The 21,727-nt window shown below is 65.1% G+C and carries 17 protein-coding genes; 5 read left to right on the top strand and 12 right to left on the bottom strand.

Translation table 11 applies throughout. From position 1 onward, the window contains the following. Positions 1-295 precede the first annotated feature (295 nt). The 3 genes from AB0P08_RS16635 to AB0P08_RS16645 all read right to left on the bottom strand — a co-directional run bounded on the left by AB0P08_RS16635 (position 296) and on the right by AB0P08_RS16645 (position 3,820). Complete coding sequence (locus AB0P08_RS16635; RefSeq protein WP_363590597.1) at positions 296-1,684, bottom strand: MFS transporter; 1,389 nt, start codon at positions 1,682-1,684, stop codon at positions 296-298. 42 nt (positions 1,685-1,726) lie between these two features. Beyond that, complete coding sequence (locus AB0P08_RS16640; RefSeq protein ID WP_363590598.1) at positions 1,727-2,938, bottom strand: alpha-hydroxy acid oxidase; 1,212 nt, start codon at positions 2,936-2,938, stop codon at positions 1,727-1,729. A gap of 153 nt (positions 2,939-3,091) precedes the next feature. Further along, positions 3,092-3,820 carry a GntR family transcriptional regulator gene (locus tag AB0P08_RS16645; protein WP_363590599.1) on the bottom strand — a complete coding sequence of 243 codons (729 nt, stop codon included), beginning with the start codon at positions 3,818-3,820 and terminating at the stop codon, positions 3,092-3,094. Between the two features lie 526 nt (positions 3,821-4,346). Here AB0P08_RS16645 and AB0P08_RS16650 point away from each other — a divergent pair. The 3 genes from AB0P08_RS16650 to AB0P08_RS16660 all read left to right on the top strand — a co-directional run bounded on the left by AB0P08_RS16650 (position 4,347) and on the right by AB0P08_RS16660 (position 7,250). After that, the gene (locus tag AB0P08_RS16650; protein ID WP_259983759.1) at positions 4,347-5,372 is read left to right on the top strand and encodes a PDDEXK family nuclease; all 1,026 of its coding nucleotides are present in this window, start codon (positions 4,347-4,349) and stop codon (positions 5,370-5,372) included. A gap of 149 nt (positions 5,373-5,521) precedes the next feature. Beyond that, positions 5,522-6,769: an IS256 family transposase gene (locus AB0P08_RS16655; protein WP_363590600.1), complete on the top strand. Its 1,248-nt coding sequence runs from the start codon at positions 5,522-5,524 to the stop codon at positions 6,767-6,769. A 127-nt stretch (positions 6,770-6,896) separates the two neighbouring features. Further along, on the top strand, positions 6,897-7,250 hold the full coding sequence (locus tag AB0P08_RS16660) for a hypothetical protein (RefSeq protein ID WP_259983757.1): 354 nt from the start codon (positions 6,897-6,899) through the stop codon (positions 7,248-7,250). Positions 7,251-7,276: 26 nt separating this feature from the next. Here AB0P08_RS16660 and AB0P08_RS16665 read toward each other — a convergent pair whose 3' ends face one another. The 7 genes from AB0P08_RS16665 to AB0P08_RS16695 form a co-directional block, all read right to left on the bottom strand. Then, positions 7,277-8,215: a sce7725 family protein gene (locus AB0P08_RS16665; RefSeq protein ID WP_259983756.1), complete on the bottom strand. Its 939-nt coding sequence runs from the start codon at positions 8,213-8,215 to the stop codon at positions 7,277-7,279. Next, positions 8,202-9,071: a sce7726 family protein gene (locus tag AB0P08_RS16670; RefSeq protein ID WP_259983754.1), complete on the bottom strand. Its 870-nt coding sequence runs from the start codon at positions 9,069-9,071 to the stop codon at positions 8,202-8,204. Before AB0P08_RS16670 ends, AB0P08_RS16665 begins: the two co-directional genes overlap by 14 nt. Continuing rightward, the gene (locus AB0P08_RS16675; RefSeq protein WP_259983752.1) at positions 9,068-10,606 is read right to left on the bottom strand and encodes an SIR2 family protein; all 1,539 of its coding nucleotides are present in this window, start codon (positions 10,604-10,606) and stop codon (positions 9,068-9,070) included. Before AB0P08_RS16675 ends, AB0P08_RS16670 begins: the two co-directional genes overlap by 4 nt. Positions 10,607-10,749: 143 nt before the next feature. Next, the gene (gene mobF, locus AB0P08_RS16680) at positions 10,750-14,310 is read right to left on the bottom strand and encodes a MobF family relaxase (protein ID WP_363590607.1); all 3,561 of its coding nucleotides are present in this window, start codon (positions 14,308-14,310) and stop codon (positions 10,750-10,752) included. A 379-nt stretch (positions 14,311-14,689) separates the two neighbouring features. Further along, positions 14,690-15,313: a CueP family metal-binding protein gene (locus AB0P08_RS16685; protein ID WP_363590601.1), complete on the bottom strand. Its 624-nt coding sequence runs from the start codon at positions 15,311-15,313 to the stop codon at positions 14,690-14,692. 73 nt (positions 15,314-15,386) lie between these two features. After that, positions 15,387-15,980, bottom strand: a complete 594-nt coding sequence (locus AB0P08_RS16690; RefSeq protein ID WP_017885403.1) for a DUF305 domain-containing protein — start codon at positions 15,978-15,980, stop codon at positions 15,387-15,389. A gap of 112 nt (positions 15,981-16,092) precedes the next feature. Beyond that, the gene (locus AB0P08_RS16695; RefSeq protein WP_250646129.1) at positions 16,093-16,473 is read right to left on the bottom strand and encodes a DUF6153 family protein; all 381 of its coding nucleotides are present in this window, start codon (positions 16,471-16,473) and stop codon (positions 16,093-16,095) included. A gap of 263 nt (positions 16,474-16,736) precedes the next feature. Here AB0P08_RS16695 and AB0P08_RS16700 point away from each other — a divergent pair, with 263 nt between their 5' ends. Further along, on the top strand, positions 16,737-18,059 hold the full coding sequence (locus AB0P08_RS16700; RefSeq protein WP_363590602.1) for an MFS transporter: 1,323 nt from the start codon (positions 16,737-16,739) through the stop codon (positions 18,057-18,059). 85 nt (positions 18,060-18,144) lie between these two features. Here AB0P08_RS16700 and AB0P08_RS16705 read toward each other — a convergent pair whose 3' ends face one another. Together AB0P08_RS16705 and AB0P08_RS16710 are read right to left on the bottom strand one after the other, a co-directional pair. Further along, on the bottom strand, positions 18,145-19,326 hold the full coding sequence (locus AB0P08_RS16705) for an FAD-dependent oxidoreductase (protein WP_175986193.1): 1,182 nt from the start codon (positions 19,324-19,326) through the stop codon (positions 18,145-18,147). Then, complete coding sequence (locus tag AB0P08_RS16710; RefSeq protein ID WP_017885407.1) at positions 19,323-19,970, bottom strand: TetR/AcrR family transcriptional regulator; 648 nt, start codon at positions 19,968-19,970, stop codon at positions 19,323-19,325. The genes AB0P08_RS16705 and AB0P08_RS16710 overlap by 4 nt, the downstream gene beginning before the upstream one ends. A 160-nt stretch (positions 19,971-20,130) precedes the next feature. On the opposite strand from AB0P08_RS16710, the gene AB0P08_RS16715 reads away from it, so the two are divergent. Beyond that, entirely contained in the window at positions 20,131-21,690 is a 1,560-nt protein-coding gene (locus AB0P08_RS16715; RefSeq protein ID WP_259983142.1) for an MFS transporter, read from the top strand. The last annotated feature ends 37 nt before the right edge of the window (positions 21,691-21,727 follow it).

The raw sequence follows: 21,727 nt of genomic DNA on the forward strand, positions 1-21,727 counted from the left end.
CATTTGACAAGTGCACGCTGTTGAGTTCTCAAGGATCGGATGCTCCCACGACCCAGCCATCACGACCAGGCCCGCAGGGCAACTTCTCTATCTTACCGATCTCGTTTCCGTTGTCAAGTCCGAGTTTCTTCGGCCTGACCGTGGGAACGGATCAGCATCCTTCATCCTGTTCACTCAGTGAGTGTGTGGGATTCGGGAGGTGTTAGCTGCTTGACGGGAGCCGGTCCGAGGACCTCCGCTCAACCGTTTGGGGCGAACAGGTAATAACTTACGTGGGTTCCAGGCATCGGGCAAATCACCGCCGATTCCCGGGCGTGTCGCCTCCTCCCGCTCCGTCCGACACCCTCTCGGCCGATGCGATCACCGACGGACCGGACGCCTCCTCGGGCTGCAGGTCGCCGATGCGCTTCGGCGTCGCGACGACGGCCAGGAGCGACACGAGGCAGGCGGCGATGACGAACAGCACCACGAGCCAGAGCCCTCCCCCGGCGGCCGCGACGAGCGCGGTGGCGATGAGCGGAGTCGGGCCGGCGACCAGGGCGCCGTTGAGCTCCCGGGCCGTCGCGACGCCGGTGAAGCGGTACCGGGTCGGGAAGAGGTTCGTGAGGAAGGTCCCGGTGGACGCCGCGGTCGCACCCACGGCGATGACGCCGAGCGCCGTCATCCCGAGAGCAGCCAGCACCGGGTCGCCGGACTGCAGGGAGAGGAAGACCGGGTACGTGAGGACGATCCCGGCGACCGAGCCGAACATCACCACGCGCTTGGCCCCGAAGCGATCGACCGCGACGCCGCCGAGGACAGGAGCGAAGGCGGTGAGCAGTGAGGACACCAGGACCGCGATCAGCGCCTCGACCCGGGGCATCCCGACCGTCAGCGTGAGGTAGCTCAGCGCGAAGGCGCTCAGCACGTAGTTGGTCACGTTGTGCCCGCAGACGCTGAAGAAGCCGATGACGAGCTCGCGGGGGCTGCGGCGGAACAGCTCCGCCAAGGGCACCTTCGTCGCGGACTGCTCCGCGTTCGTCACCGCGTCCCGGTACTCGGGCGTCTCCTCGAGGCGACGACGGATCCAGAGCGCCAGGACGAACAGGACGGCGGAGACCAGGAACGGAATGCGCCAGGCCCCGCCGAGGAGCACGTCGCCGGGCAGCATCGAGGCGAAGGTGAAGGCCAGAGTCGCGAGGAACGCTCCACCAGGGGCGCCTGAGGTGACCAGTCCGATGACCCTCCCTCGGCGGCGCTCTGGCGCGTACTCGGCGACGAGCGTGAGCGCACCGGCGAGTTCCGCACCGGCGCCGAAGCCCTGGATGAAGCGGAACAGGATCAGCAGGATCGGCGCCGCCACCCCGATCGCCTCGGCAGTCGGGAGGAGCCCGATGCCCACGGTCGCGATCCCCATGAGCACGATGGTCAGGATCATCGCGGGCTTCCGGCCGACCCGGTCGCCGAGGTGGGAGATGATGAGGCCGCCGAGCGGCCGCACCACGAACCCGACGGCGAAGGTCGCGAAGGCGAGCATCGAGGCGGAGGCGGGGATGACGTCCGGGAAGAAGAGCGGGCCGATCACGAGGCCGGCGGCGGCGCCGTAGAGCGCGTAGTCGTACCACTCGATGAGCGTGCCGAAATAGGCTGCGGCGATCGCCCGCCTCGCCTGCGGGGTCATGGTGCGCTGCTGTTCATTGGCCATGGGGTGTCCTTTCGTCATTGAAAAGTGCTGGCGTGGTCGTGGTTATCCGGTCGGCGCGAGGACGGCGCTCCCGCGGCCGCGCAGTTCGGCGGTCGTGCGCACGCCGAGAAGCTGCATCGTCGACAGGGTCTCGTTCGCCATGAGGTCGAGCGCGCGCTCCACCCCGATCCGTCCGCCTGCCATGAGGCCGTACATGTACCCCCGGCCGAGGAAGACGAAGTCGGCTCCGCACGCGATCGCGGCCACGACGTCGAGGCCGCTGCGGATGCCGGAGTCGAGGAGGATCGGGACGTCGTCGCCGACGGCGGCGCGCACCGCACCGACGACCTCGATGGGCGCGATCGCACGGTCGAGTTGGCGACCGCCGTGGTTGGAGACCCAGATGGCGTCCGCTCCGGCGTCGATGAAGCGCTCGGCGTCGATGGCGGACAGCACGCCCTTCACGACGATCGGCCCGTTCCAGTTCCCCCGCAGCCAGCGCACGTCGTCCAAGGACAGCGCGGGATCGAACATGCTGCTGACCACGTCGGTGACGCTTCCGGATCGGGGCCCGAAGTTCGCCATGGCCGGTGCATCGTGTGCCAGCAGATCGAGCGACCACGCGGGATGCAGCGCCGACTGCACGGCGGTGCGCAGCGTCAGACGCGGCGGCATCGAGAGTCTGTTGCGGTCGTCGCGGTAGCGCTGCCCGGGCACCCGGGTGTCGACGGTCAGCACGAGGGTGTCGAAACCCGCCGCAGCAGCCCGCTCGATGAGGGCGAGCGACGCGGCACGATCCCGCCGCAGGTAGAGCTGGAACCATCGGCGCGCAGCGGGCGCCGCGTCGGCGACGTCCTCGATGCTCCGCGTGCCCATCGTGGAGAGCACGAACGGCACATCGCGGTTCGCAGCCGCGCGGACCCCGTCGGTCTCGCCGGCCGCGCGCATGAGGGCGGTGAGGCCGATGGGGGCGATGCCGATCGGCATCGCATGCTCGCGTCCCAGCAGGCGGGTGGTGAGCGACGCTCCGGCTGCGCTCTCCGTGACGGAGGGCACGAACCTCCGGCGGGCGAAGGCCGACTCGTTGTCTCGGGCGGCTTGCTCGGTCACCGCGGCACCCTCGACGTAGTCGAAGACGAATCCGGGCACGCGACGCTTCGCGAGCCGGCGGAGGTCGCCGAGGCTACGTGCCTCCGCCACGCGCGTCGCCTCGGTGGGAAGCGCCGGCGGAGCGAAGCTCAGCAGTTCGGTGAAGGTGCGGATGCGGCGTCGCAAAAGTCCTGGTTCCTCTCGGCAGCCCCGGGCCGGTCGAAGAGCCGACCGCAGTGTCGGCACCACCATAGCCACCAAATATCTTGGGCACAATAGCGATATGCCTCAGATATATCTGACGCGACCAATGGGGCGCTCATTCGCGACGAGCGCGGGTCAGGCTTCGAGGAATGCCTGGAGGACGAACTCCCTCAGCTCCACGAGGTGGCCGCGCATGGCCTCCTCGGCGGCGCGCGGATCGCCTGTGCGGATCGCCTCGAGCACCTGCTGGTGTCCGTTGTTCTCGACGTCCGAGTGGATGCGCGCATCGATCGCCGGGATCAGGTGATGACTCCGTGTCGTCTCATCGAACAGGCCGCTCATGAGCGTCTTGGCCCGAGCGTTGCGCGCCGCGCCGAGGATGCACTCGTGGAAAGCGCGCGCCGCATCGGTCAGCTCCGCCGTGCCTGAGCCGCTGCGCTGCGCGTCCAGGATCGAGCTGAGCTCCTCGACGAAAGCCTCGTTGCCGTAGCGCGTCGCACCCGCCGCCATCGGCGGTTCGATGATCAGGCGCAGATCGAGCACCTCGCGCACCTCGTTGATGCCCAGCGGGCGGACGACGTATCCGCGCCGGGGAAGGGCGACGACGAGCCCCTCGACGACGAGGATCTGCAGGGCCTCGCGCACGGGCGTCTTCGACACCCCGAAGCGCGCGGCAAGCTCCGGTTCGATGACGACCTCGCCCGGGGCGAGCCGGGTGCGGACGATGTCGTCCCTGAGCGCCACATACACCTTCTGCGTGCGCGACAGCACGCGATCCCCCTCGCCGAGGGCTGCGGCGCGGCGCTGGCTGTCGACGGCATGCGTGTGCAGGGTCGAGCCGGATTCGCTGGGCGTCGCGTCCATGACCTCAGCCTAGGGGCACCGGATCGAACGCCTCGCCGCTGCCGTGCGGTCTCATCGCAGCGGTCGGACCGGCCCAGCGCTTCAACGAAAGAACCTCGCCCTGCGAGATGCGGGGCGAGGCTCTTGCGTTCTGTTCCTGTGGACGCGGGTGGACTCAAACCGAACACCTGGCAGCGGTTCGAGCGGCTGGGTTCCGCGTGGAATCAGGCGAAACTCCGTATCGTTCACGAGCCAGACGGTGCCACTGACGACGAGCCGGGAGTCGTCGCGAACCCTAGGAGACGAGCTAGAACACCCCTGTCCGAGAGGCAAGTGGACGCTATCCGAACTGCACGCGCGAACGGCGAGAGCGTGGTCTCGATCTGTCAGCGGTTCGACGTGCATCGGATGACCGTCTGGACGCACACGAGAGACTTGCCCTGACGTCCCCTCGTGCAGCACACCCGGAGCGCGCCGTGCACGAGCTGCGGCACACGAGCATTGCTGAGTCCGGAAGCTTGTCGACTTCACTTGCGATAATGGCACCGTGAAATTCAAGCGCCGCAACCTCGAAGCTCTTGCTGACCTCATCGTGGGCAACACGGGCCGTGACGACGCTGAAAATGAGGACGAAGCCAAGTACTTCCCGTACCGGTCCAGCATGTACATCAGCGAGTTCTTCCAAGAGCTGGAGACGGAGTACCAGCATGATGGTTCAACTCGCCACCGCTGGGTGGCAGATGTGTTGGAACAGATGCTGGCCGAACCGCACGACGGACCCAACCGCCCACCAGAGATCTTCTGCCGCCTCATCGACCAGCTGATGAGCCCGGCCGATCGGCTCAACGAAGGGTCCGACCGTCCTCGGGCGCTCGCGCAACTCAATGAGGTACTTGGCCGCGAAGGTTTCGAGGCGTTCTATGGCGAGGACAACCACTGCTACCTCCGTCATGTCGGCACCCAGACCGTGACCATCCTTGCCGCCAACCCCCACCGCCCCTTCAGCAAGGCTGAGCTGGAGCGGCGGCAGCTCCTGACGGCGTACCTCGACCAGTGCAGCGAGGATGACCTCATCGAGGAGGTACTACTCCCGATGTTCAGGCAACTTGGCTACCACCGCATCACCGCCGCCGGGCACAAGGACAAGGCCCTGGAGTACGGCAAGGACATTTGGATGCGCTACACCTTGCCCACGCAGCACATTCTCTACTTCGGCATACAGGCGAAGAAGGGCAAGCTCGACGCTTCGGGGGTAACCAAGACGGGTAACGCCAACATGGCTGAGATCCACAACCAGGCGCTCATGATGCTGGCACACGAGATCTTTGACCCCGAGACCAACCGTCGCGTCCTGGTCGATCACGCCTTCATCGTCGCGGGTGGCGAGATCACCAAAGCGGCCCGCAACTGGCTCGGCAACGCTCTCGACGCCCACAAGCGCAGCCAGATCATGTTCATGGATCGCGACGACATCCTGAACCTCTACGTCGTCGCAAACCTACCGCTACCCGAAGGCGCGTTGCCACCAACGCCAAGCAGTCCGTGGTCAACGAGCACCGAGACTCCGTTTTGAACCTCGACAGCGTTCGCCAGCGGAATCGAGTAGTGCCCCCTAGAGTGGTGTAGCCCACGGTGGCCAGCTCGTCGTTCACGACGTAAAGCGCGGCCACCGTGTGATCCTTCGAGGAAACTCTCACATCCCACTCGAAAGGCATCATCACGATGACCGCTCCTCATATTGTCGACCCTGCCCGCATGCTTGGTGAAGCCCTCGCCGATTCATCACCGGATCTGATGCGGCAGCTGCTGCAGACAATGATCAACGCGTTGCTGTCCGCCGACGCGGACGCCGTCGTCGGCGCGGAATGGGGTCAGGTCTCCCCAGACCGGCTCGCGCAACGTAACGGCTACCGGCACCGTGACCTGGACACCCGTGTCGGCACCATCGACGTCGCGGTCCCGAAGTTGCGGCAGGGCACGTATTTCCCGGAGTGGCTGCTCGAGCGCCGCAAACGGGCCGAGACCGCGTTGATCACGGTGATCGCGGACTGCTACCTCGCCGGCGTCTCGACCCGCCGGATGGACAAGCTCGTCAAGACACTTGGGATCCACTCGCTTTCCAAGTCCCAGGTCTCGCGGATGGCGGCGGAGCTCGACGAGCACGTCGACCAGTTCCGCCACCGGCCGCTCGGCGATGCCGGGCCGTTCACGTTCGTCGCCGCCGACGCTCTCACCATGAAGGTCCGCGAAGGCGGCCGCGTCATCAACGCCGTGGTGCTGATCGCGACGGGCGTGAACGCCGACGGACGCCGCGAGGTCCTCGGCCTGCGGGTCGCGACTAGCGAGACCGGCGCGGCCTGGAACTCGTTCTTCGCTGACCTCGTCGCCCGCGGCCTGTCCGGGGTTCGCCTGGTCACCAGCGACGCGCATCAGGGCCTCGTGGAAGCGATCGCGGCGAATCTGCCCGGCGCTGTCTGGCAACGCTGCCGCACCCACTACGCCGCCAACCTGATGTCCGTGACGCCGAAGAGCATGTGGCCGGCCGTCAAGGCGATGCTGCACTCCGTCTACGACCAGCCCGACGCGGCATCCGTGAACGCACAATTCGACCGGCTCCTGGACTACGTCGAGGACAAGCTCCCCGACGCGCACGACCATCTCGACGCCGCGAGGGCGGACATCCTCGCGTTCACCGGATTCCCCGAAGGTCTCTGGCAACAGATCTGGTCCAACAACCCGAACGAGCGCCTCAACCGAGAGATCCGCCGCCGCACCGACAGCGTCGGCATCTTCCCCAACCGTGACGCGATCACCCGCCTCGTCGGCGCCGTCCTCGCCGAGCAGACCGACGAATGGGCAGAAGGCCGCCGCTACCTCGGCCTCGACATACTCGCCAAGAGCCGCCTCACCCTTCTCACCGACGCAGGAAGCGAGGTGAACACCGACATCGTCCTCGAACTCAGCGCCTAACCATCAACAAATCGAAGGAACCCGAGCTACACCACTTACTGGGGCTTGACCCGGAATCGACGCTACGAAGGCAGATTGACCTACTTTGGCAACCTCGGCGGGCTAGCAGAATCGAGGAAGGAGTGTAGTGAGCAGTCACTTTCAAAAGGGAGGTGAGTTCCTGCGGGATGCTGCACAAGAGTCTGCTCGACAGGTATTGAGCGATCATCATGATAGCGGCCAGATAAGGGGTTTCAGCAGCGCTGCTGGTATAGCCTTGCGCCGAATTCAGGAGAAGCTTGATGCGTACAGAGAACAGATGAAGGGTCCAGGCCTGTCTAAGTCTGAGCAAGTGAGTTACGCCCAATTGGACGAGCTAAAGTCTGAGATCGAAGCGGAATATGACCGCTATTGGCGAGGCAGCGGCATTGACTGGAGACCACTGAAGCCGGTCGCCAAGGGCATCGTTAAGCGAGCAAGCGAATCACAGTCTGACGACTGAAGTTACGTCTCGTCTCGACACGAAATCTAGATAATCGCGTCCTGCATTACCAGCATGTGGTTCATGATCGACAGCTCCTTCACTTTTCCAAGTCCAGGAAAGTGCTGACGCTGATACAGGTCGCGAAAACCGTCGATTCCTAGGTTTGTCGGGAGCGACCTTTCGTCAACGAAGTCTATGAGCTTCTCAAGGGCCTCGAAGAACTTCCCGGCTGGGTCATCCTGAGTCTCGTTGCTGTCAGAGCAGAAGTGCTTCAGGCGGACGACATCACCTGATTCATAAGTGAAGTGGATAACTACCGCATAGGCTGGCCCACCGCCTGGTTGATATCCCCTTCCAAGCGTGAGGAAGTCGCTGACCCCGAGGTAGCCTGCACTCTTGTAGCCGGCGACGCGAGTGCTGAAAATCCCCTCTTCACGGCCGACGTACTCTCGATTGCGCGGCAGAGAAGGAAACGGGTCGTTCGCCCAGACCACAGGAAGGCCTCCGAGGGGCAGCCCATATGACGCCGGGACCGTCCGATCCTCGGCAATGTTCCATCGAACTCCGTGATACGTCGCCCCTTGCAGAGTCACGGAGAGATCCAGCTCGTGAACGATATCGAGCGTGAACTGGTGACCTGCGCCCCTGGCTTCATTGATCCAACGCGACATCGCCGCGTGATCAGCGTCAGCATTGGAGAGGATGGCAAGTCCGTGGTGTTTGAGAAGATCGTTCTCAAGGTAGTAGTCGCCCAGTGCTCTCCAGCTACCCTTCGAACGTAAATCACCAACCGAAGGGTTGAGGACGAGGTCACAACTGGCCCCCTCGTCGGCTATCGCTCTCAGTCTGCGGGTGAAGAGGTCGTTTGGCGAGGCCACCGGTTCAAGAATCGGTACGACACGCGAAGATGCAGCAAAACTTGAGGCGCAGTTTCGAACAGCAAAGACCTCATGCTGCCGTGCCCTAAGCCTAGGCATGTACATTTGCAACCTCCTGGTTCATCCAATCTTGAAGACTGGATATCTGCTGTCTCGTCGGATCGAGCTTTAAGACGGCGGGCCGCACCGGCTCGGGCAATCGAGCTATCAGTGACCGGCCAGCCCGGGGCTTTCGCTCTCTCAGCTGCTCGGCGACCGCGTTGTGGAAAACAAGCGGGTCCAGATTTCGGGAGGCTGATAATGCATATGAGAACACCCGCGTGTTCGGGAGGTCGGGAACAGTAACGCCAAGAGTAGACAGAACTCTGAGATACTCTGCACGACGAAGTGACCGCATCAAGACCTCTGAATCAAGAAGTTCACTTCTAAACTTCGCATCGCGGACAATCTCCACGCGACCGTCCACATCAAGCCAGTGAAGACCAATAGTCTGGAACTCTGGGATTGCGAGCACTCGTTCCACTACGCGCTTTGATGCCATAACAGACACTAAGGGTGCAATTTTTCTGTAATCGTGCAGTTGACTATCGAGCCGGGAAGTGTTGTCGAGATCGCTCTTGATCTCAACGGCGTGCAACGTGTCTGTCACGGCCAAGAAGTCGACAATGGAGCGACCGACCCTGAACTCCGGCAGGAGGACGCCGTCGCTCCAAGGGATCATCTGACCGAGGACGGCTCTACGGTAGACAAGATCGTTACGGTAGTGGCGCGAGAGCCATCGGTCACAACGCCAGATCAGTGTTCGAACAGTAGATGCGCCAAGGGCTAGACCACTCTCAACAAGACTTGAAATGGTGCGATTCGCCAACTTCGACGCGGGGCCGTCTCGCATCGCTGAGCGGAGGACGGGTGCCGAAAGCAGTGCCGAGGCTGCTGCCGCTTGACTTTCCACCATGCTCATGATTTGGCCTCGTTCGGGGGTCCATACATCAGCCAGTCGAGGGTCACGGCCAACTTGGCGTACTGCGTGAGGTAGTAGGACTGCTGACGATAGCTTCGGTTGTTGTTCAGGTACTCTCGCAAGCCCTCACCGTCGCGGGTCTCGTCCAGCAACGACCAAGGATGGCCAAGAATCCAGTCCTCTCCTCGACGGTCGAGCACGTCTTGAAAGGTCACACCGGCAGGGAGAGAGCGGTTTCCGAGGTTCTTGCTCTCACGGGAGATATAGGAGTGAATCTTGGATGGGACCTCAACTTGCGGCAACAGATTCCCCGCCTCATCGAGGAACCCGCCTTGCCTGAGATGCTTCCAGTAAGGCACGTACCAGTTACTGGCGAAGGAACTGCCGAACGCCTCAGTGATCACCTGGTCACTAGGAAGCCCACGGTCTGGCGAACCGAGCACATCATCAACGAGGTCCCAGCGAGACAAGCCAATGATCCCTTTGACTGTCATCTTGGCGCCAACACCGAACACCACGTCAAGTTGGTCCGAGGCCGACTCAATGTCGGAAACCTGCACGAGTCGACCATCAGGATCGTTACTCTTTACCAACTCGTAGATCTGATTCTTGAGCTGGCGTAGAACACGAGCAGGAAGAGCCCTCTCCTTGATTCCTAGCGCTCGAAAGACATCGATGAAGTCAGGGACGACGATCTCAAAGGCCTCGATTTGGCCTCCTTCGATCTGCACGGTTCGAGAACGCACCTCTGGGGAAGCGTCCGAGTCCCAGTTGACGAAAAGAAGACGCTCCTTGAGCTTGCTCGCGTTGGTGCCGCGCATCGCCTTCACCAGCGAACGAAGTATCTCCAGTACGTTGTTGTCACTCAGACTGTAACCAAGGAAAACGATCGGGTGCTCGACGAAAAAGGTCATCAGCTTGGCGGCAAGGTACGCATCTCGCTCTTGGAAGTCGTCGTAGTCCTCCCCCGTCAGAACGAGTGAGCGCGGCTGTTGCGACGATCCATGAATCATGTAGATCTCTGCGATACCTTGTGGGTCGGCAAACAGCAACTCATCTTGGCCCGTGAAGACGGTGTAGTCCGGGTAAGCAACGGACATCAGCCTGTCGAAATTGGTCGTTATCACTCCTTCGACATTTGCGCCCTGCAGGAGCGCGAACTCGGAAGCATACTCGGCCGTCGGCTTGAATCCTTCAATCGCTTCTTCGAAATACCTGGCTACTTCGATCTTTAAGGCTGATGAGGGATCAGTAACCTCAGCGCCATACCTGTCTCTCGAATCTGAGAATCGCTTATCAGACCACCACACAGAGTAAAACTCGTTGGCTAGCAGTGAGGCGGTCGTGGGAAGATCACCTGAAGCGAGGCCACGGTAGTATTCATACGGATGGCTAGTAAATGCAGCAAAGTGCCTAAGGAGACCTTCCCAATCGGGCAGATCAGCGTAGCGTCTTGAAATCCCCGAGCCGATAAACAGGTACGGCGCAGCCATCGTCTTCAGATGAGAGCTGAGGAAGTCGTACGCGGTACCCATGCTTCATAGGGTATCCTCTGGCACCCTCCCGCGTTGTCGGTTCCGGAGTGCCACGCCCGGCAGAGCTGGTTCCACCTGCCACAACATCGTCACCAAGGGGTTCTGCGCGTGGCGTGTCGTTGCGAGCCTGATGAGGCCGATAGTCAGAGTCGACGCCGTGGTGCACTGCGGTCGGTCGCCTGGGATCCCCTGTCGTCATCGTGTCGAACACTCGCCTTGATGTGCCGCAATGCGAACCGGCCTCCTCTGTACTCGGCCGCATGGTCAGGGCCACGCACGGCATTCGGGTCACCCAGCGGTGCCGGGCCGGTGATGCCGTAGCGGTAACGGTATAGCGCGACTGTGGCGGCGTGTGCCTCCCACCGCTCTCGCCCTTCGGGTCGTGTACTCGGTTGCCCGAGCCGAGCCACCCATGCGGCTCCCGCATCCTCGGCGTCCTGTAGGAGTTGGCGCGCGGCGGTTTCGATGAGTTCCTGCCGCTGAGCGAGCGCGGTCTGCATGTCGTCTGCAACCGGCTCGGCCGGTGTAGGAATGAGTCCAGCGACTCGCGCCCCGATTCGCTTGCCGGGCCGGAGTTGCTGGGTCGCCTGGTCGAGCATGTTGGCCAGCTGCGCTGCGGGGTCGGCTTGACCGACGCCAGGCGTGAGTCTCGCCGCGAGCGCGGTGAGCGCCGAGGCTGCAAGATGCCCTGCCGCTTCGTGTCTGGCGAGTGCTACTTCGAGTCGTTCGTAGTAAGGGCTGGTGAACACGTCTTCAGCCACGTTCTCGGGGAACGGAGCCACGTCGAGCAGCGCGGCCCAGCGGTCGGTCTGTGCTTCGCGGGCGAGCACGTCGTACTCGGCCAGCAGAGTGGACAGCGAGGCGTGGCGGTCGACCTCGAGGGTCAGGGTTTCGGTGGCGGAAAGGTCGGCGTCGGTTCGGGCGAGTACCTTGGCGAGCCGGTCTGTCAGGGTCAGCGGCTCGGGCTGGTCGAGATGTGACTCGACCTCGTGCGGGTCGGGCACGATCACATAGGCGTGGTTGCGGTGCTTGCCGCGCGTCATCGCCACGTAGAACAACTCCCGTGACGACGTTTCGGAATCGACCAGCGCGTGCGCGGTATCGACGCTGGCTCCCTGAGCACGGTGAACAGTGGAGGCGTAGCCGAGTTCGATTTCCTCGCGGACGTACTTCGCGGGCAACACGAGAGCTTTACCGTATGGCTGGTCGCCGCGCCCCAATCGACGCACGGCGAGCGAGCCGTCGTCGTAGCGGCGGGTGACTTGCCAGCGGTCGCCGTTCTTGACCCACGCCTTGCCTGTGGACAGGCGGCGATCGTTGAGCCTGGTGACGACGAGATCGCCGACGCCTGCGGTGGTGCCGTCGTGCAGACGCACACCGTCGGCCTCGACCTGCCCAGTCTCGATGAGGTCGGCGCGGGCGCGCTCGTTGAGCTGGGCGACCATCTCGCCGGTGCCCGCGATCATCAGCGAGCGCAGACCGGCGCCGCGATCAGTACGCCATGCCTCATAGATGCTGTCGAGCATCGCTTCGGCGTCACCGTCGAGCAGCCTGTCCCGCTCCTGGTACTCATCGAGTGCGTCAGCATTGCCGTGCCGCAGTCCAAGGCTCGCAGCCTTCTCCCACTCGTTGGCGAAACGGCGGACATCGGTGAGTTCGGGTGCTCCTTGCCGGTGGCGGACGAGCATTCCAAACGCTCCGCCTGTCTCGACCGCCGAGAGTTGCGCCCAGTCGCCGATGAGGACGACCTTGGCTCCGACCTCGGCGGCGTGCTCGGTGATGCGATCGAGCGCAAGCGTTCCCGCCAAGGAGGATTCGTCCACGAGCACGAGCTGCCCGGCTTCGAGGTTCCAGCGCCCGTGGTGCTGTTCGTAGAGGAACTTCGCGGTGTTCTCCGCCCGCACACCGAGCGAGTCACCGAGCACTTCGGCGGCAGCCGCCGACGGTGCAAGACCGATCACCGAGTCACGCCCGTGCGCGGCTGTCCATGCCCGGTGCAGGGCACGAAGCGCGGTGGTCTTGCCGGAACCCGCCGGGCCGACCAGCAGATCGAGCATCAGCCCGGAGCGGGCAATGCGGGTGATAGCGACGGCCTGGTCGGGATCGAGTCGCACGCCCCCGATCTTGCGGGAAGTGTGCCGCGCGACGAGCCGCGCGGTCAGCGCCGGGCCACCGTCATCTTGGCTGTGCGTGAGGAGCCGCCGTTCGGCGTCGAGGATGTCTTGGCTGGAGTAGGCGATCTGATCGACCGGCTGGAACCTGTTGCCCTCACCCTCAACGTAGTGAGCTGGTACGGCACGGTCGTAATGCGGGGTGAGCCGCAGCGATTCGGCTTCGGCGTGCGCGACGATCTGATCGAGCGCCCGGATGCGGTCGCCGGTGGTGACGAACCGGACTCCCATGATCTGCCGCATCGTCTCAGCGTGTAAGTTCCAACGCCCCCAGGTTGCGCGCCGGTTCGCGACCTCCATCAACACCACGGAGGCAAGATCCTCGATCTGCTCCAACCCGAGATCGTCCGCACGCAGCCGCGCCTCGGACGCACCCCGGTCGAGTAGATGCTGCGCCCAAGTCGGTGCGTCCTCGCCGAGAACAACCTCGGCCCGCACCCGCCAATCGGCGGTCAGCTCAGCCAGCGAGTGCAGTTCCTTCTCAGGCCGCGTCTCCAAGGTCGCCTGCTGCCGCAGCTTCGCAATCGTCGTCGCCGAGGGTTGCCTGCCGTGTTCGGCAACGTACTGCTCAATCAGCCGGTTCTTGACCTGCTCGATACCCTCCCCGTCGTCGCTGCCCCCGGTGGTGCGGCGGGAGAACTCCGCGATCAGCGCGGCCGGTACGCTCTCGATCTCCCAGCCGGTGTTGCGGTCTTTGCCCCGGTCGACGGGCACCCACATCACGCCGAGCAGTCTCGTGGTGTGATCGGTGAGAAACGCGTTGTACGACGCCGAAAGCGCGACCGTCGCCCGGTGCAGACGGCGCGAGTCGAGGGTGCGCCAGCGACCGTCCTCGCCCTGAACCTTGTTCGACACCACGACGTGCGTATGCAGTTGCGGGTCCGCTGCTCGGGAGTCGTAATGGTCAAATGCCGTGGCGATCACGCCGACGATCGGCATCTGCGCGATACCGCCCGCGCCGACGCGAGTTGCAGCGACGCGATCTTCCAGCAACGCGATCGTGTCGCGCATCGCCGCGTGATGCGCCTGCGCAATCAGCGCTTGCGTGCCCGCGTCGGCCACGCCCCAGATCACGCTGACCGACTTGGGCGGCGAGAACGTCAGATCGAACCCTGCAACGGCGGTGCGAGGCTTCTTCGCAACCTCTTCCTCACGGATACGCTGCACCGCCTCTGCCCGGGCCTCGCCACGCAAGTCGGGGTCGAGGCGTGCAACGCGCGCTGCAATCCGCTCGCGTGGAGGTTGCAACGAGGGGAACGTCTTGCCGAGCTTCTCCCCGGTGACCGGGTGGATGCCGTCACCGAGCAGCCGGGCCAGGTGTTCCTCGGTCACTATGTCGCCCTCGGCCAACGCTGGGGTGCGCCCGTCGTTGAGGCTCATCAGGCCGGTGCCGACCCAGGCTCCGGGCGGGCAGCCGGACTCGGTGTAGTACCGGGTCAGCGGGCTGCTCATCTCGCGGTCGCCGTCGCCGACGACGACCGACTTCAGCAGGTACTCGTACCCCTTGCCGGACGACATGACCCGGATGGTCATCACCACGACGGCCCCTCCCCAAGACCGCCACTCCAGGGGCGATCTCGGGGGTCAGGTGCGCGCGCAGCGCGCGGCTCGCACTCTCAGTGCCAACCGTGTGGAGAAGCAGCGGTCTGGGAACAGCGGTCTCGATCGAGTTGTCATAACGGCAGAGCCGGAACGGGCAGCGACGCAGCACTCAGTGGTGGGTGTCAGTCTCTATGAGAGGGACCACCGCGTAGGGACCACATCGCAGCGACGTTGGCAGCGTTCTACTGTCGGTGCAGCTCCGAGAATGCCCACTGCGCTCTAGCCTCTAACTACGGCTCCGTGGGGGACGTTCACCTTCTGAAACATTACGAAGGACTGGGTGTCTCCGGACATTCGGGCCGTCGAGCTGTCAGGTCAGCTGCAGCGTGGTGATGCAGGTCGCATCATCCTCGTTCATCGTTGAAATGGTCACGGTGCCCGTCCGACCCTCATGTTCGATCGTGAGCGTTGCCTTGATGCCGCGGGGCACCCAGATGCCAACGAACCCGTTGTCGTAGGTTTGCCGAACCTCGTCGAGGAGCACGTCTCCGTCTTCGCCGGTGAGGGTGACCTGGACTGCTGTGTTGGCGAGTTCGCCGAGGCAGGTGGTGAGGCTGTGGAAGTAGCAGTCGTGGGTCTGTTCCCGGTAGGGGGCGACCGAGATGTACACCTCGTCTTCGGGCATCGGCAGACGTGTCTCGCGCTTCTGGTCGTCGGTGAGCACGAGCGCATCCGGCTGCACGGATGCGATCAGATCAGTGGGTCGGTCGGCGACGGGCATCGTGTCGAGCCGTTCGATGACCTGTGCGGCGTCCAGGCCGTCAAGGTCGTGGTCCGCCAGGAAGCCGGTGTCGACGGCCTGACTGTTGGCCGAGGGCGACGCGGGTTCGTGCGAGGGTGCAGTGGCGCATCCGGTGAGGACGAGGGCGGCGGCGAGCGTCGCGGCGGCGGCGACGATCAGTTTTCGCCGGTGAGGCGCGGCGGGGTGGGGCATGGTGCGATCCTTCAAGAGTGTCGGAAGGGTCGGTGCCGGGCGCTCTCGCCGCGGCACCGACCCTGATGGTCGATCAGAGGGTGGCCAGGAGGTCCTGCATCTGCTGGATCTCGGTGGTCTGCGCGTCGATGATGGTCTGCGCGAGCTCGATGGCGTCGGGGTTGCTGCCGTCATCGACTTGCGTCTGGGCCATCTCGACCGCTCCCTCGTGATGGGCGATCATCTGTTCCAGGAACAGGCGCGATGCTTCGGGTCCGTCGGCCGATTCGAGGGCGGCCAGGTCGTCCTCGGTCATCATGCCGTCGCCGTGGTCCATGCCGTCCATCTGCTGCTCCTCGGAATCGACGCCCCAGTCGTCCAGCCACCCCTGGAGCTGTTCGATCTCGGGCCCCTGGGCGGCCTTGATCGCTTCGGCCAGTTCGATCACCTCGGGGTTGACATCCTCCTTGGCGAGGACGATGTCGCTCATCTCGATGGCCTGTTCGTGGTGGACGATCATCATCGAGGCGAACATCACGTCCGCGTCGTTGGCGTCGGCTGTCAGTTCGGACGAGCCGTGGTCCATGCCCGGCATCGAGCCCTCGTTGTCGCTTCCGGCCGAGCAGCCGGCCAGGACCAGGGCAGCAGTGAGGGCGAGTGCGGCGGTCGCCGCGGTACGAAACTTCATGAGTGTTCTCCAATATCAACAGTCGCTTCAGTGGCGCGGCACCCCGAGAGGGCACCGCGTGAATGGGAGAGGGGAACCGTCGACGCTGATGTGCGCCTGGTTCACCGATCCATCACGTGCGACTGATGCAGAGAACGTGCAGCGACGGCGCCCGAGATCGGAGCTGGTCGATGAACCGCGCCACGAGGAGCGGCCGGGGCGCGGTGTGCATCCATCCCGGCAGAAGTTGAGGCGGCGCCAGGATGAGAAGGACGAGCAGCAGTGCGAGCACACATGCCATCGCCATGCCCAGATGGTCACTACCCCCGCAGTCCGCACACGTACCACCGAGGTCACTGGCCGTGCCACCGGACTCATGGGCGCCCGCCGCGCTGTGATGGGCGCCCACGGCGTCGCTGGCGGCGACCGAGATTGTGGCGGGCGCGTGGGCGGCCGGGGTGCCGTGCAGGTTCAGCGTATGCATGGCCAGCAGCCCGAGGACGATCGCTGCCACCAGCAACCCTCCGAGCATCACACGCCGGAGGAAGCCCTGAAGACCCCTCCCGGGTTGCGCTGCCGCCGTCACCGCCATACACCGCAGTTTACCGGCCCCCGATGTGCATCTGCCGACGGCGGGAGCGATCGGCGCGGCCGAGGTCGACTGGCTCCGCGTCCGGCCGAGCAGCTTCCCACTCGGCCGTGCCCAGACTGACGGGAATACCCCTAGGGGGTATTAGGTTGATGGTGGAGAGTTTCCACGAAGGTCAGGAGAGCCCTATGCGTTTGTTCGCGATCCGCGACTTCCGTCACCTGTTCAGTGCGCAGATCATCGCCCTGTTCGGGACGGGGTTGGCGACCGTCGCCCTCGGTCTGCTCGCTTACGAGCTCGCCGGTCCGAGCGCGGGGGCGGTGCTTGCGACGGCGCTGACTATCAAGATGATCATGTACGTCTTGATCGCTCCGTTGGCTGCGGCCTATGCCGACCGGCTCCCGAGGCGGATGTTCCTGACCCTGCTCGACGTGGCGCGCGCGGCCGTGGTGCTCGCTCTGCCGTTCGTCACGGAGATCTGGCAGATCTACGTTCTCATCGGGGTACTGCAGGCGGCTTCTGCTGCGTTCACGCCGACGTTCCAGGCGGTCATCCCCGATATCGTGGTCGAGGAGTCCGACTACACGCGGGCGCTGTCCGCGTCGCAGGTGGCCTACACGATGGAGAGCCTGCTCAGCCCGGTGCTCGCGGCGGTCGCTCTGACGTTCATGACGTTCAACTGGTTGTTCGTCGGCACGTCGGTAGGTTTCGTGCTCTCCGCCGTCCTGGTGCTCTCGACTCGCATCCCCAATGCGGCACCAAGCGGGCACGCGGATGCGTGGAACCGGGTCACCTCGGGCGTGAAGGTCTTCTTCGCGACTCCTCGTCTGCGCGGCGTCATGGCCCTGAACGTGGTGGTCGCCGCAGCCGGATCGATCGTGGTGGTCAATACGGTCAACTATGTCCGAGATCAACTGGGCGGCACGCAGGCCGACGTCGCCTGGATGCTTGCAGCCTCCGGCGGCGGCACACTGCTGGTCGCTTTGTTCCTGCCACGCGTGCTCGATCGGATCGCCGAGCGGGTCGTGATGATGACCGGTGCCGCAGTTCTGCTTGCTGGCGTGCTGGCGGCCGTCGCGATGACCGCCATCCAGGCGGCTTCCTGGATGATCACGGCACCGATCTGGGTGGTCATCGGCGGCGGCATGGCCTTGATCGTCACGCCCACCGGACGCGTCATCCGAGGTTCGGTCGCGAAGCGCGAGCTCCCGGCGGCCTTCGCGGCACAATTCTCACTGTCTCACTTGGCCTGGCTCGTCACCTACCCGATCGCGGGATGGGTAGGCACAGCGTCCGGCTTCACTCTCGCCTGGTCGATCCTTGCCGCTCTCGCCATCGGCGGTGCCGTCACAGCGCAGATGCTCTGGCCCCGCGAGAAGGAAACCGAGACTATCGAGGCCGCCGATGCCACCGGAGAAGGCGCGGTCGGTGACCTGGTGCTCCGTGAGGAGACCGAAGCCGCCGAAGGCACCCTCGCGGCGTCCCAGTGCGCCTGTGTGCGCACCGCATAAGCGCGCAGGTGGCGGGCGGAACGAATGCTTCCGCCCGCCACCGGCGCGTCGTGCTTGCCGAGGCGCCCGCGATCCGGCTTGTCGATCAGGGGCGAGTCGGTGCTCGCCGGTGCAGCCGAGGTATCCAGTCGCGGACGAGGCCGGTGGCGTCAATCCCTGTGAGAGCGACGAGGGTATCTCCGAGGTAGTGCGCCGTGAGCAAGGGGTCGGCGGAGACGATTTGCGTACTGGACCCCAAAGCGGGATACCCCGCTCCGACCAGGGTGTGTCCGTGGACGCGTGCGGAGAACGGCGAAGACGGCAGGTAGATGCCGGGATCGTCGTCCAGGCCGAGGTCGTGCAACAGAGTCTTGGCCGCATGGGCTCCCTGGGCGACCGAGTCGTCCCAGTGATCGATCCGGTACGAGCTGTGGCCGGGATAGTGGTGCACGGCGACGCCGCCCGCGGCGTAGATCCGTTGGCGCGGCGCGTGCATCGAGCGCAGCCGGCTATCGACCGGGATGCCGTCAGGTCCGGTCCAGGGAGCCGGGGCTGCGGGCAGGGTGCCGTGGGCGACGATCGCCAGGTCGCCGTCGACCTTGGTGCCGCTACGGTCGAGCGTGATGGAGATGCGGTCGGGGTGGGTGCGGATCGCGCGCGGATTGACCCCGAGGTAGGCGGCGTGCTGGGGGTGGTGCAGATCGAGGACGCGCCTGGCGGCGTGCGCACCGATCGCGTTCGCGCCGGGGACGAGCGAACGCGCGATCAGGGCCACGTCGTGGCCGGCGTCGGTGAGCAAAGACGCGGCCTCGGAGGCGAGGATACCGCCGCCGAGGAGCAGGACACGGGATGCGGGTCTGCTCGCGAGTCGGTCGCGGACGCGAGCACCGTCGGCCATCGAGTGCAGGGTGGTCAGGCGCCCCGAGTGGAGAGCTTCGTCACGGCCGAGGATGTCCTCGTCGAGCAGGCGAGGTCTGCTGCCGCTGGCGATGATGAGCGCGTCGAACATACGGGTGGCGCCGGAGTCGAGACGTAGCTCGCGCGTGCGGGGATCGAGGCCGCGCACGGTGTCCGAAACAAGTGACGCACCGGTGTCTGGGAGCGTCGCTTGGTCGGGTTCAAGCAGCCCCGACATGACGCCTTTGGTGACCAGGGTGCGATTGGCGGGCTTCTCGCCAGTGCGGGCGAAGAGCTCAACTTCGATCTCCGGGGCTTGGGTGTGCAGGAGTCTGGCGGCGCTGGTTCCAGCGGCCCCGGCGCCGATGATCCCGACCCTCGCGGCGCTCATCCGTCGCCCTGAGTGGTCGCGGTGGGCGCGAACGCGGGCAGCAGGATCGCGTCGATGAACCATGGCGCATCATCGGGGTCGATCCGGCCCGTGCGCACCTCCTCGGCCGCGCCGTTGAGAACGACGTGCGTGGTAGTCAGCAGCCAGGACACCGGCAGGTCGGCGCGGAAGGCGCCTTCGCGCTGTCCGCGCAGCAGCAGCCCGCGCATGCGCGCCTCGGCCTTCTCGTGCAGTTCGCGAATGCGGGCGGCGGAGAGTTCCTTCTGCGCTGTAGCGAGCAGGGCGCGAGACTGGTCGACGAACATCCAGCTGGATGCAACCAAGCGCTGGAAGGCCGCACGCGGGTCGCCATCAAGGGGTATCTGACTCAGCACGTCCTCGGCACGTTCCAGACTGTCCACCAGTGCTGCCTCGATGAGCTCGGCGCGAGTCTGGAAGTGCCCGTAGAGCGTCACCCGGCCCACTCCAGCCTCGGCAGCGATGTCTGCGACGGAAGCGTCGGGGCTTTTGCGGATCGCGGTCACTGTCGCGGCCAGAATCTTCGCCCGGTTGCGCTGCGCGTCGGCGCGCTGGTTGGCCGCGCGGGTCGCTGTCGCCGGGCCGCGCCGAGCGCCGCCGGCAGGCTGGGCCTTCTTCGTCGGCATGCTCCACCTCTCAAGTCGTACTGGAATGTATGAGATAGTGTAGCTGTTGCAACCTGTACACCGATGACCGAGTTACGGTGTCGTCGCCCGATCCGGCGGCGGGACGAAGGAGAGGAGACACGGCGATGAACACGACACGCACGATCACAGGGGGCGCAACATGAGCGATACGAGCACACCTGCCCCCAGGGCAGGGGCAAAGCAGTGGTGGGGTCTGGCGATCCTGGTGATTCCCTCGACTCTGCTGTTCATGATGCTGACCATCCTGTTCCTGGCCGCCCCGAACCTCGCTGCGGACCTGAACCCGACGAGCACGCAACTGCTGTGGATCCTCGACATCTACGGCTTCGTCATGGCCGGCTTCCTCGTCGCGATGGGCGTACTCGGCGACCGGATCGGCAAGCGGCTGCTGATGGTCATCGGTGCGATCCTGTTCGCCGCGGTCTCCGTCGCGGCCGCCCTGACGACGATCCCCGAGCTGATGATCGTCTGGCGCGCCGTCCTCGGACTGGCTGCGGCGATGATGGTGCCCGCGACGATCGGCCTGATCTTCGTGCTCTTCGCCGACGCGAAGCAGCGCGGCGTCGCCATCGGCGTCTGGGCGGGCGGCATCTCCGCCGGCGTCGCCCTCGGCCCACTCCTGTCCGGCCTACTCCTGGAAGGGTTCGGGTGGCAGGCGACGTTCCTGGTGGCGGTGCCGATCATGGCGCTGGTCGCGATCGGCGCACCGCTGCTGGTGCCCGAGCACCGCGACCCGTCTGCGCGGATCGACTTGTTCAGCGCGCTGTTGCTGGTCGGTGGGCTGCTCGCGATCATCTACGGCATCAAGCGCTTCGCCGCCCAGGAGCCCGCCTGGCCGTCGATCGGCCTGCTGGCCGCGGGCGCGCTGATCGGGCTGTGGTTCGTGCTCCGGCAGCTGCGCGCCACGCAGCCGCTGCTGGACGTGCGCCTGTTCACCAACCGCACCGTCTCCGGGGCGCTCGCGGTGTTCCTGCTGTCGGCGGCAGCACTGGGCGGCGTGTACTCGCTGTTCACCCAGTACCTCCAGCAGGTGCAGGGGCTCTCGCCGCTCCAGGCCGGGCTGTCGATCCTGCCCGCCGCCGCGGTGCTGATCGTCGTCTCGACCCTCTCGCCGGTGCTCGCACGGAGGTTCCGGCCGGGGAACGTGATCGCGATCGGCCTGCTCACGCAGGTGGTCGGCTACATCCTGTTCACCCAGCTCGACGCAGGCACGGGGCTGGCGCTGGTGATCGCGAGCTTCGTCATCACCTACCCCGGCGTCGCGCCCTCGATGGCGCTGACGACCGACCTTGTCGTCAGCTCGGTGCCGCCGGAGAAGACCGGCGGCGCCTCGGGGCTGGCGACCACGGCGAACGATCTGGGCATCTCGCTCGGCGTCGCCGTCATCGGTAGCGTCGGCCTCGCCACCTACCGCAATCGAATCGACGGCTCCCTGCCCGACGGGCTCACCCCGGAGGCCGCGGCCGCCGCCTCGGACAGTATCGACGGCGCCCTCGCCACCGCCGCGGAGTTGCCCGACGCGCTGGGCGAACAGCTGATCGCCGCCGCACAGGCGGCCTTCTCCGGCGGCCTGAACATGGCAGCGATCGTCTCCGCGGTCATCGCCGCGGTGGCCGCGATCATCGCCGCCACCCGCCTGCGCCACATCCGCCCCACCGGGCAAGCGCAGCAGAAAACCGAAGAAGCACCTACCAACTAGGGAATACCCCCCTGGGGTATATGGTTACAGAAGTCAG

This window comes from Microbacterium meiriae (assembly GCF_040686935.1).
Classification (GTDB): domain Bacteria; phylum Actinomycetota; class Actinomycetes; order Actinomycetales; family Microbacteriaceae; genus Microbacterium; species Microbacterium meiriae.

What these genes read in the sequence shown, in the direction of transcription:
- AB0P08_RS16710 (WP_017885407.1), bottom strand. Translation starts at nt 19,970, where the DNA reads ATGCCGACGAAGAAGGCCCAGCCTGCCGGCGGCGCTCGGCGCGGCCCG.
- AB0P08_RS16670 (WP_259983754.1), bottom strand. Translation starts at nt 9,071, where the DNA reads ATGAGCATGGTGGAAAGTCAAGCGGCAGCAGCCTCGGCACTGCTTTCG.
- AB0P08_RS16685 (WP_363590601.1), bottom strand. Translation starts at nt 15,313, where the DNA reads ATGCCCCACCCCGCCGCGCCTCACCGGCGAAAACTGATCGTCGCCGCC.
- AB0P08_RS16655 (WP_363590600.1), top strand. Translation starts at nt 5,522, where the DNA reads ATGACCGCTCCTCATATTGTCGACCCTGCCCGCATGCTTGGTGAAGCC.
- AB0P08_RS16675 (WP_259983752.1), bottom strand. Translation starts at nt 10,606, where the DNA reads ATGGGTACCGCGTACGACTTCCTCAGCTCTCATCTGAAGACGATGGCT.
- AB0P08_RS16645 (WP_363590599.1), bottom strand. Translation starts at nt 3,820, where the DNA reads ATGGACGCGACGCCCAGCGAATCCGGCTCGACCCTGCACACGCATGCC.
- AB0P08_RS16700 (WP_363590602.1), top strand. Translation starts at nt 16,737, where the DNA reads ATGCGTTTGTTCGCGATCCGCGACTTCCGTCACCTGTTCAGTGCGCAG.
- mobF (WP_363590607.1), bottom strand. Translation starts at nt 14,310, where the DNA reads ATGACCATCCGGGTCATGTCGTCCGGCAAGGGGTACGAGTACCTGCTG.
- AB0P08_RS16705 (WP_175986193.1), bottom strand. Translation starts at nt 19,326, where the DNA reads ATGAGCGCCGCGAGGGTCGGGATCATCGGCGCCGGGGCCGCTGGAACC.
- AB0P08_RS16690 (WP_017885403.1), bottom strand. Translation starts at nt 15,980, where the DNA reads ATGAAGTTTCGTACCGCGGCGACCGCCGCACTCGCCCTCACTGCTGCC.
- AB0P08_RS16665 (WP_259983756.1), bottom strand. Translation starts at nt 8,215, where the DNA reads ATGTACATGCCTAGGCTTAGGGCACGGCAGCATGAGGTCTTTGCTGTT.
- AB0P08_RS16635 (WP_363590597.1), bottom strand. Translation starts at nt 1,684, where the DNA reads ATGGCCAATGAACAGCAGCGCACCATGACCCCGCAGGCGAGGCGGGCG.
- AB0P08_RS16715 (WP_259983142.1), top strand. Translation starts at nt 20,131, where the DNA reads ATGAGCGATACGAGCACACCTGCCCCCAGGGCAGGGGCAAAGCAGTGG.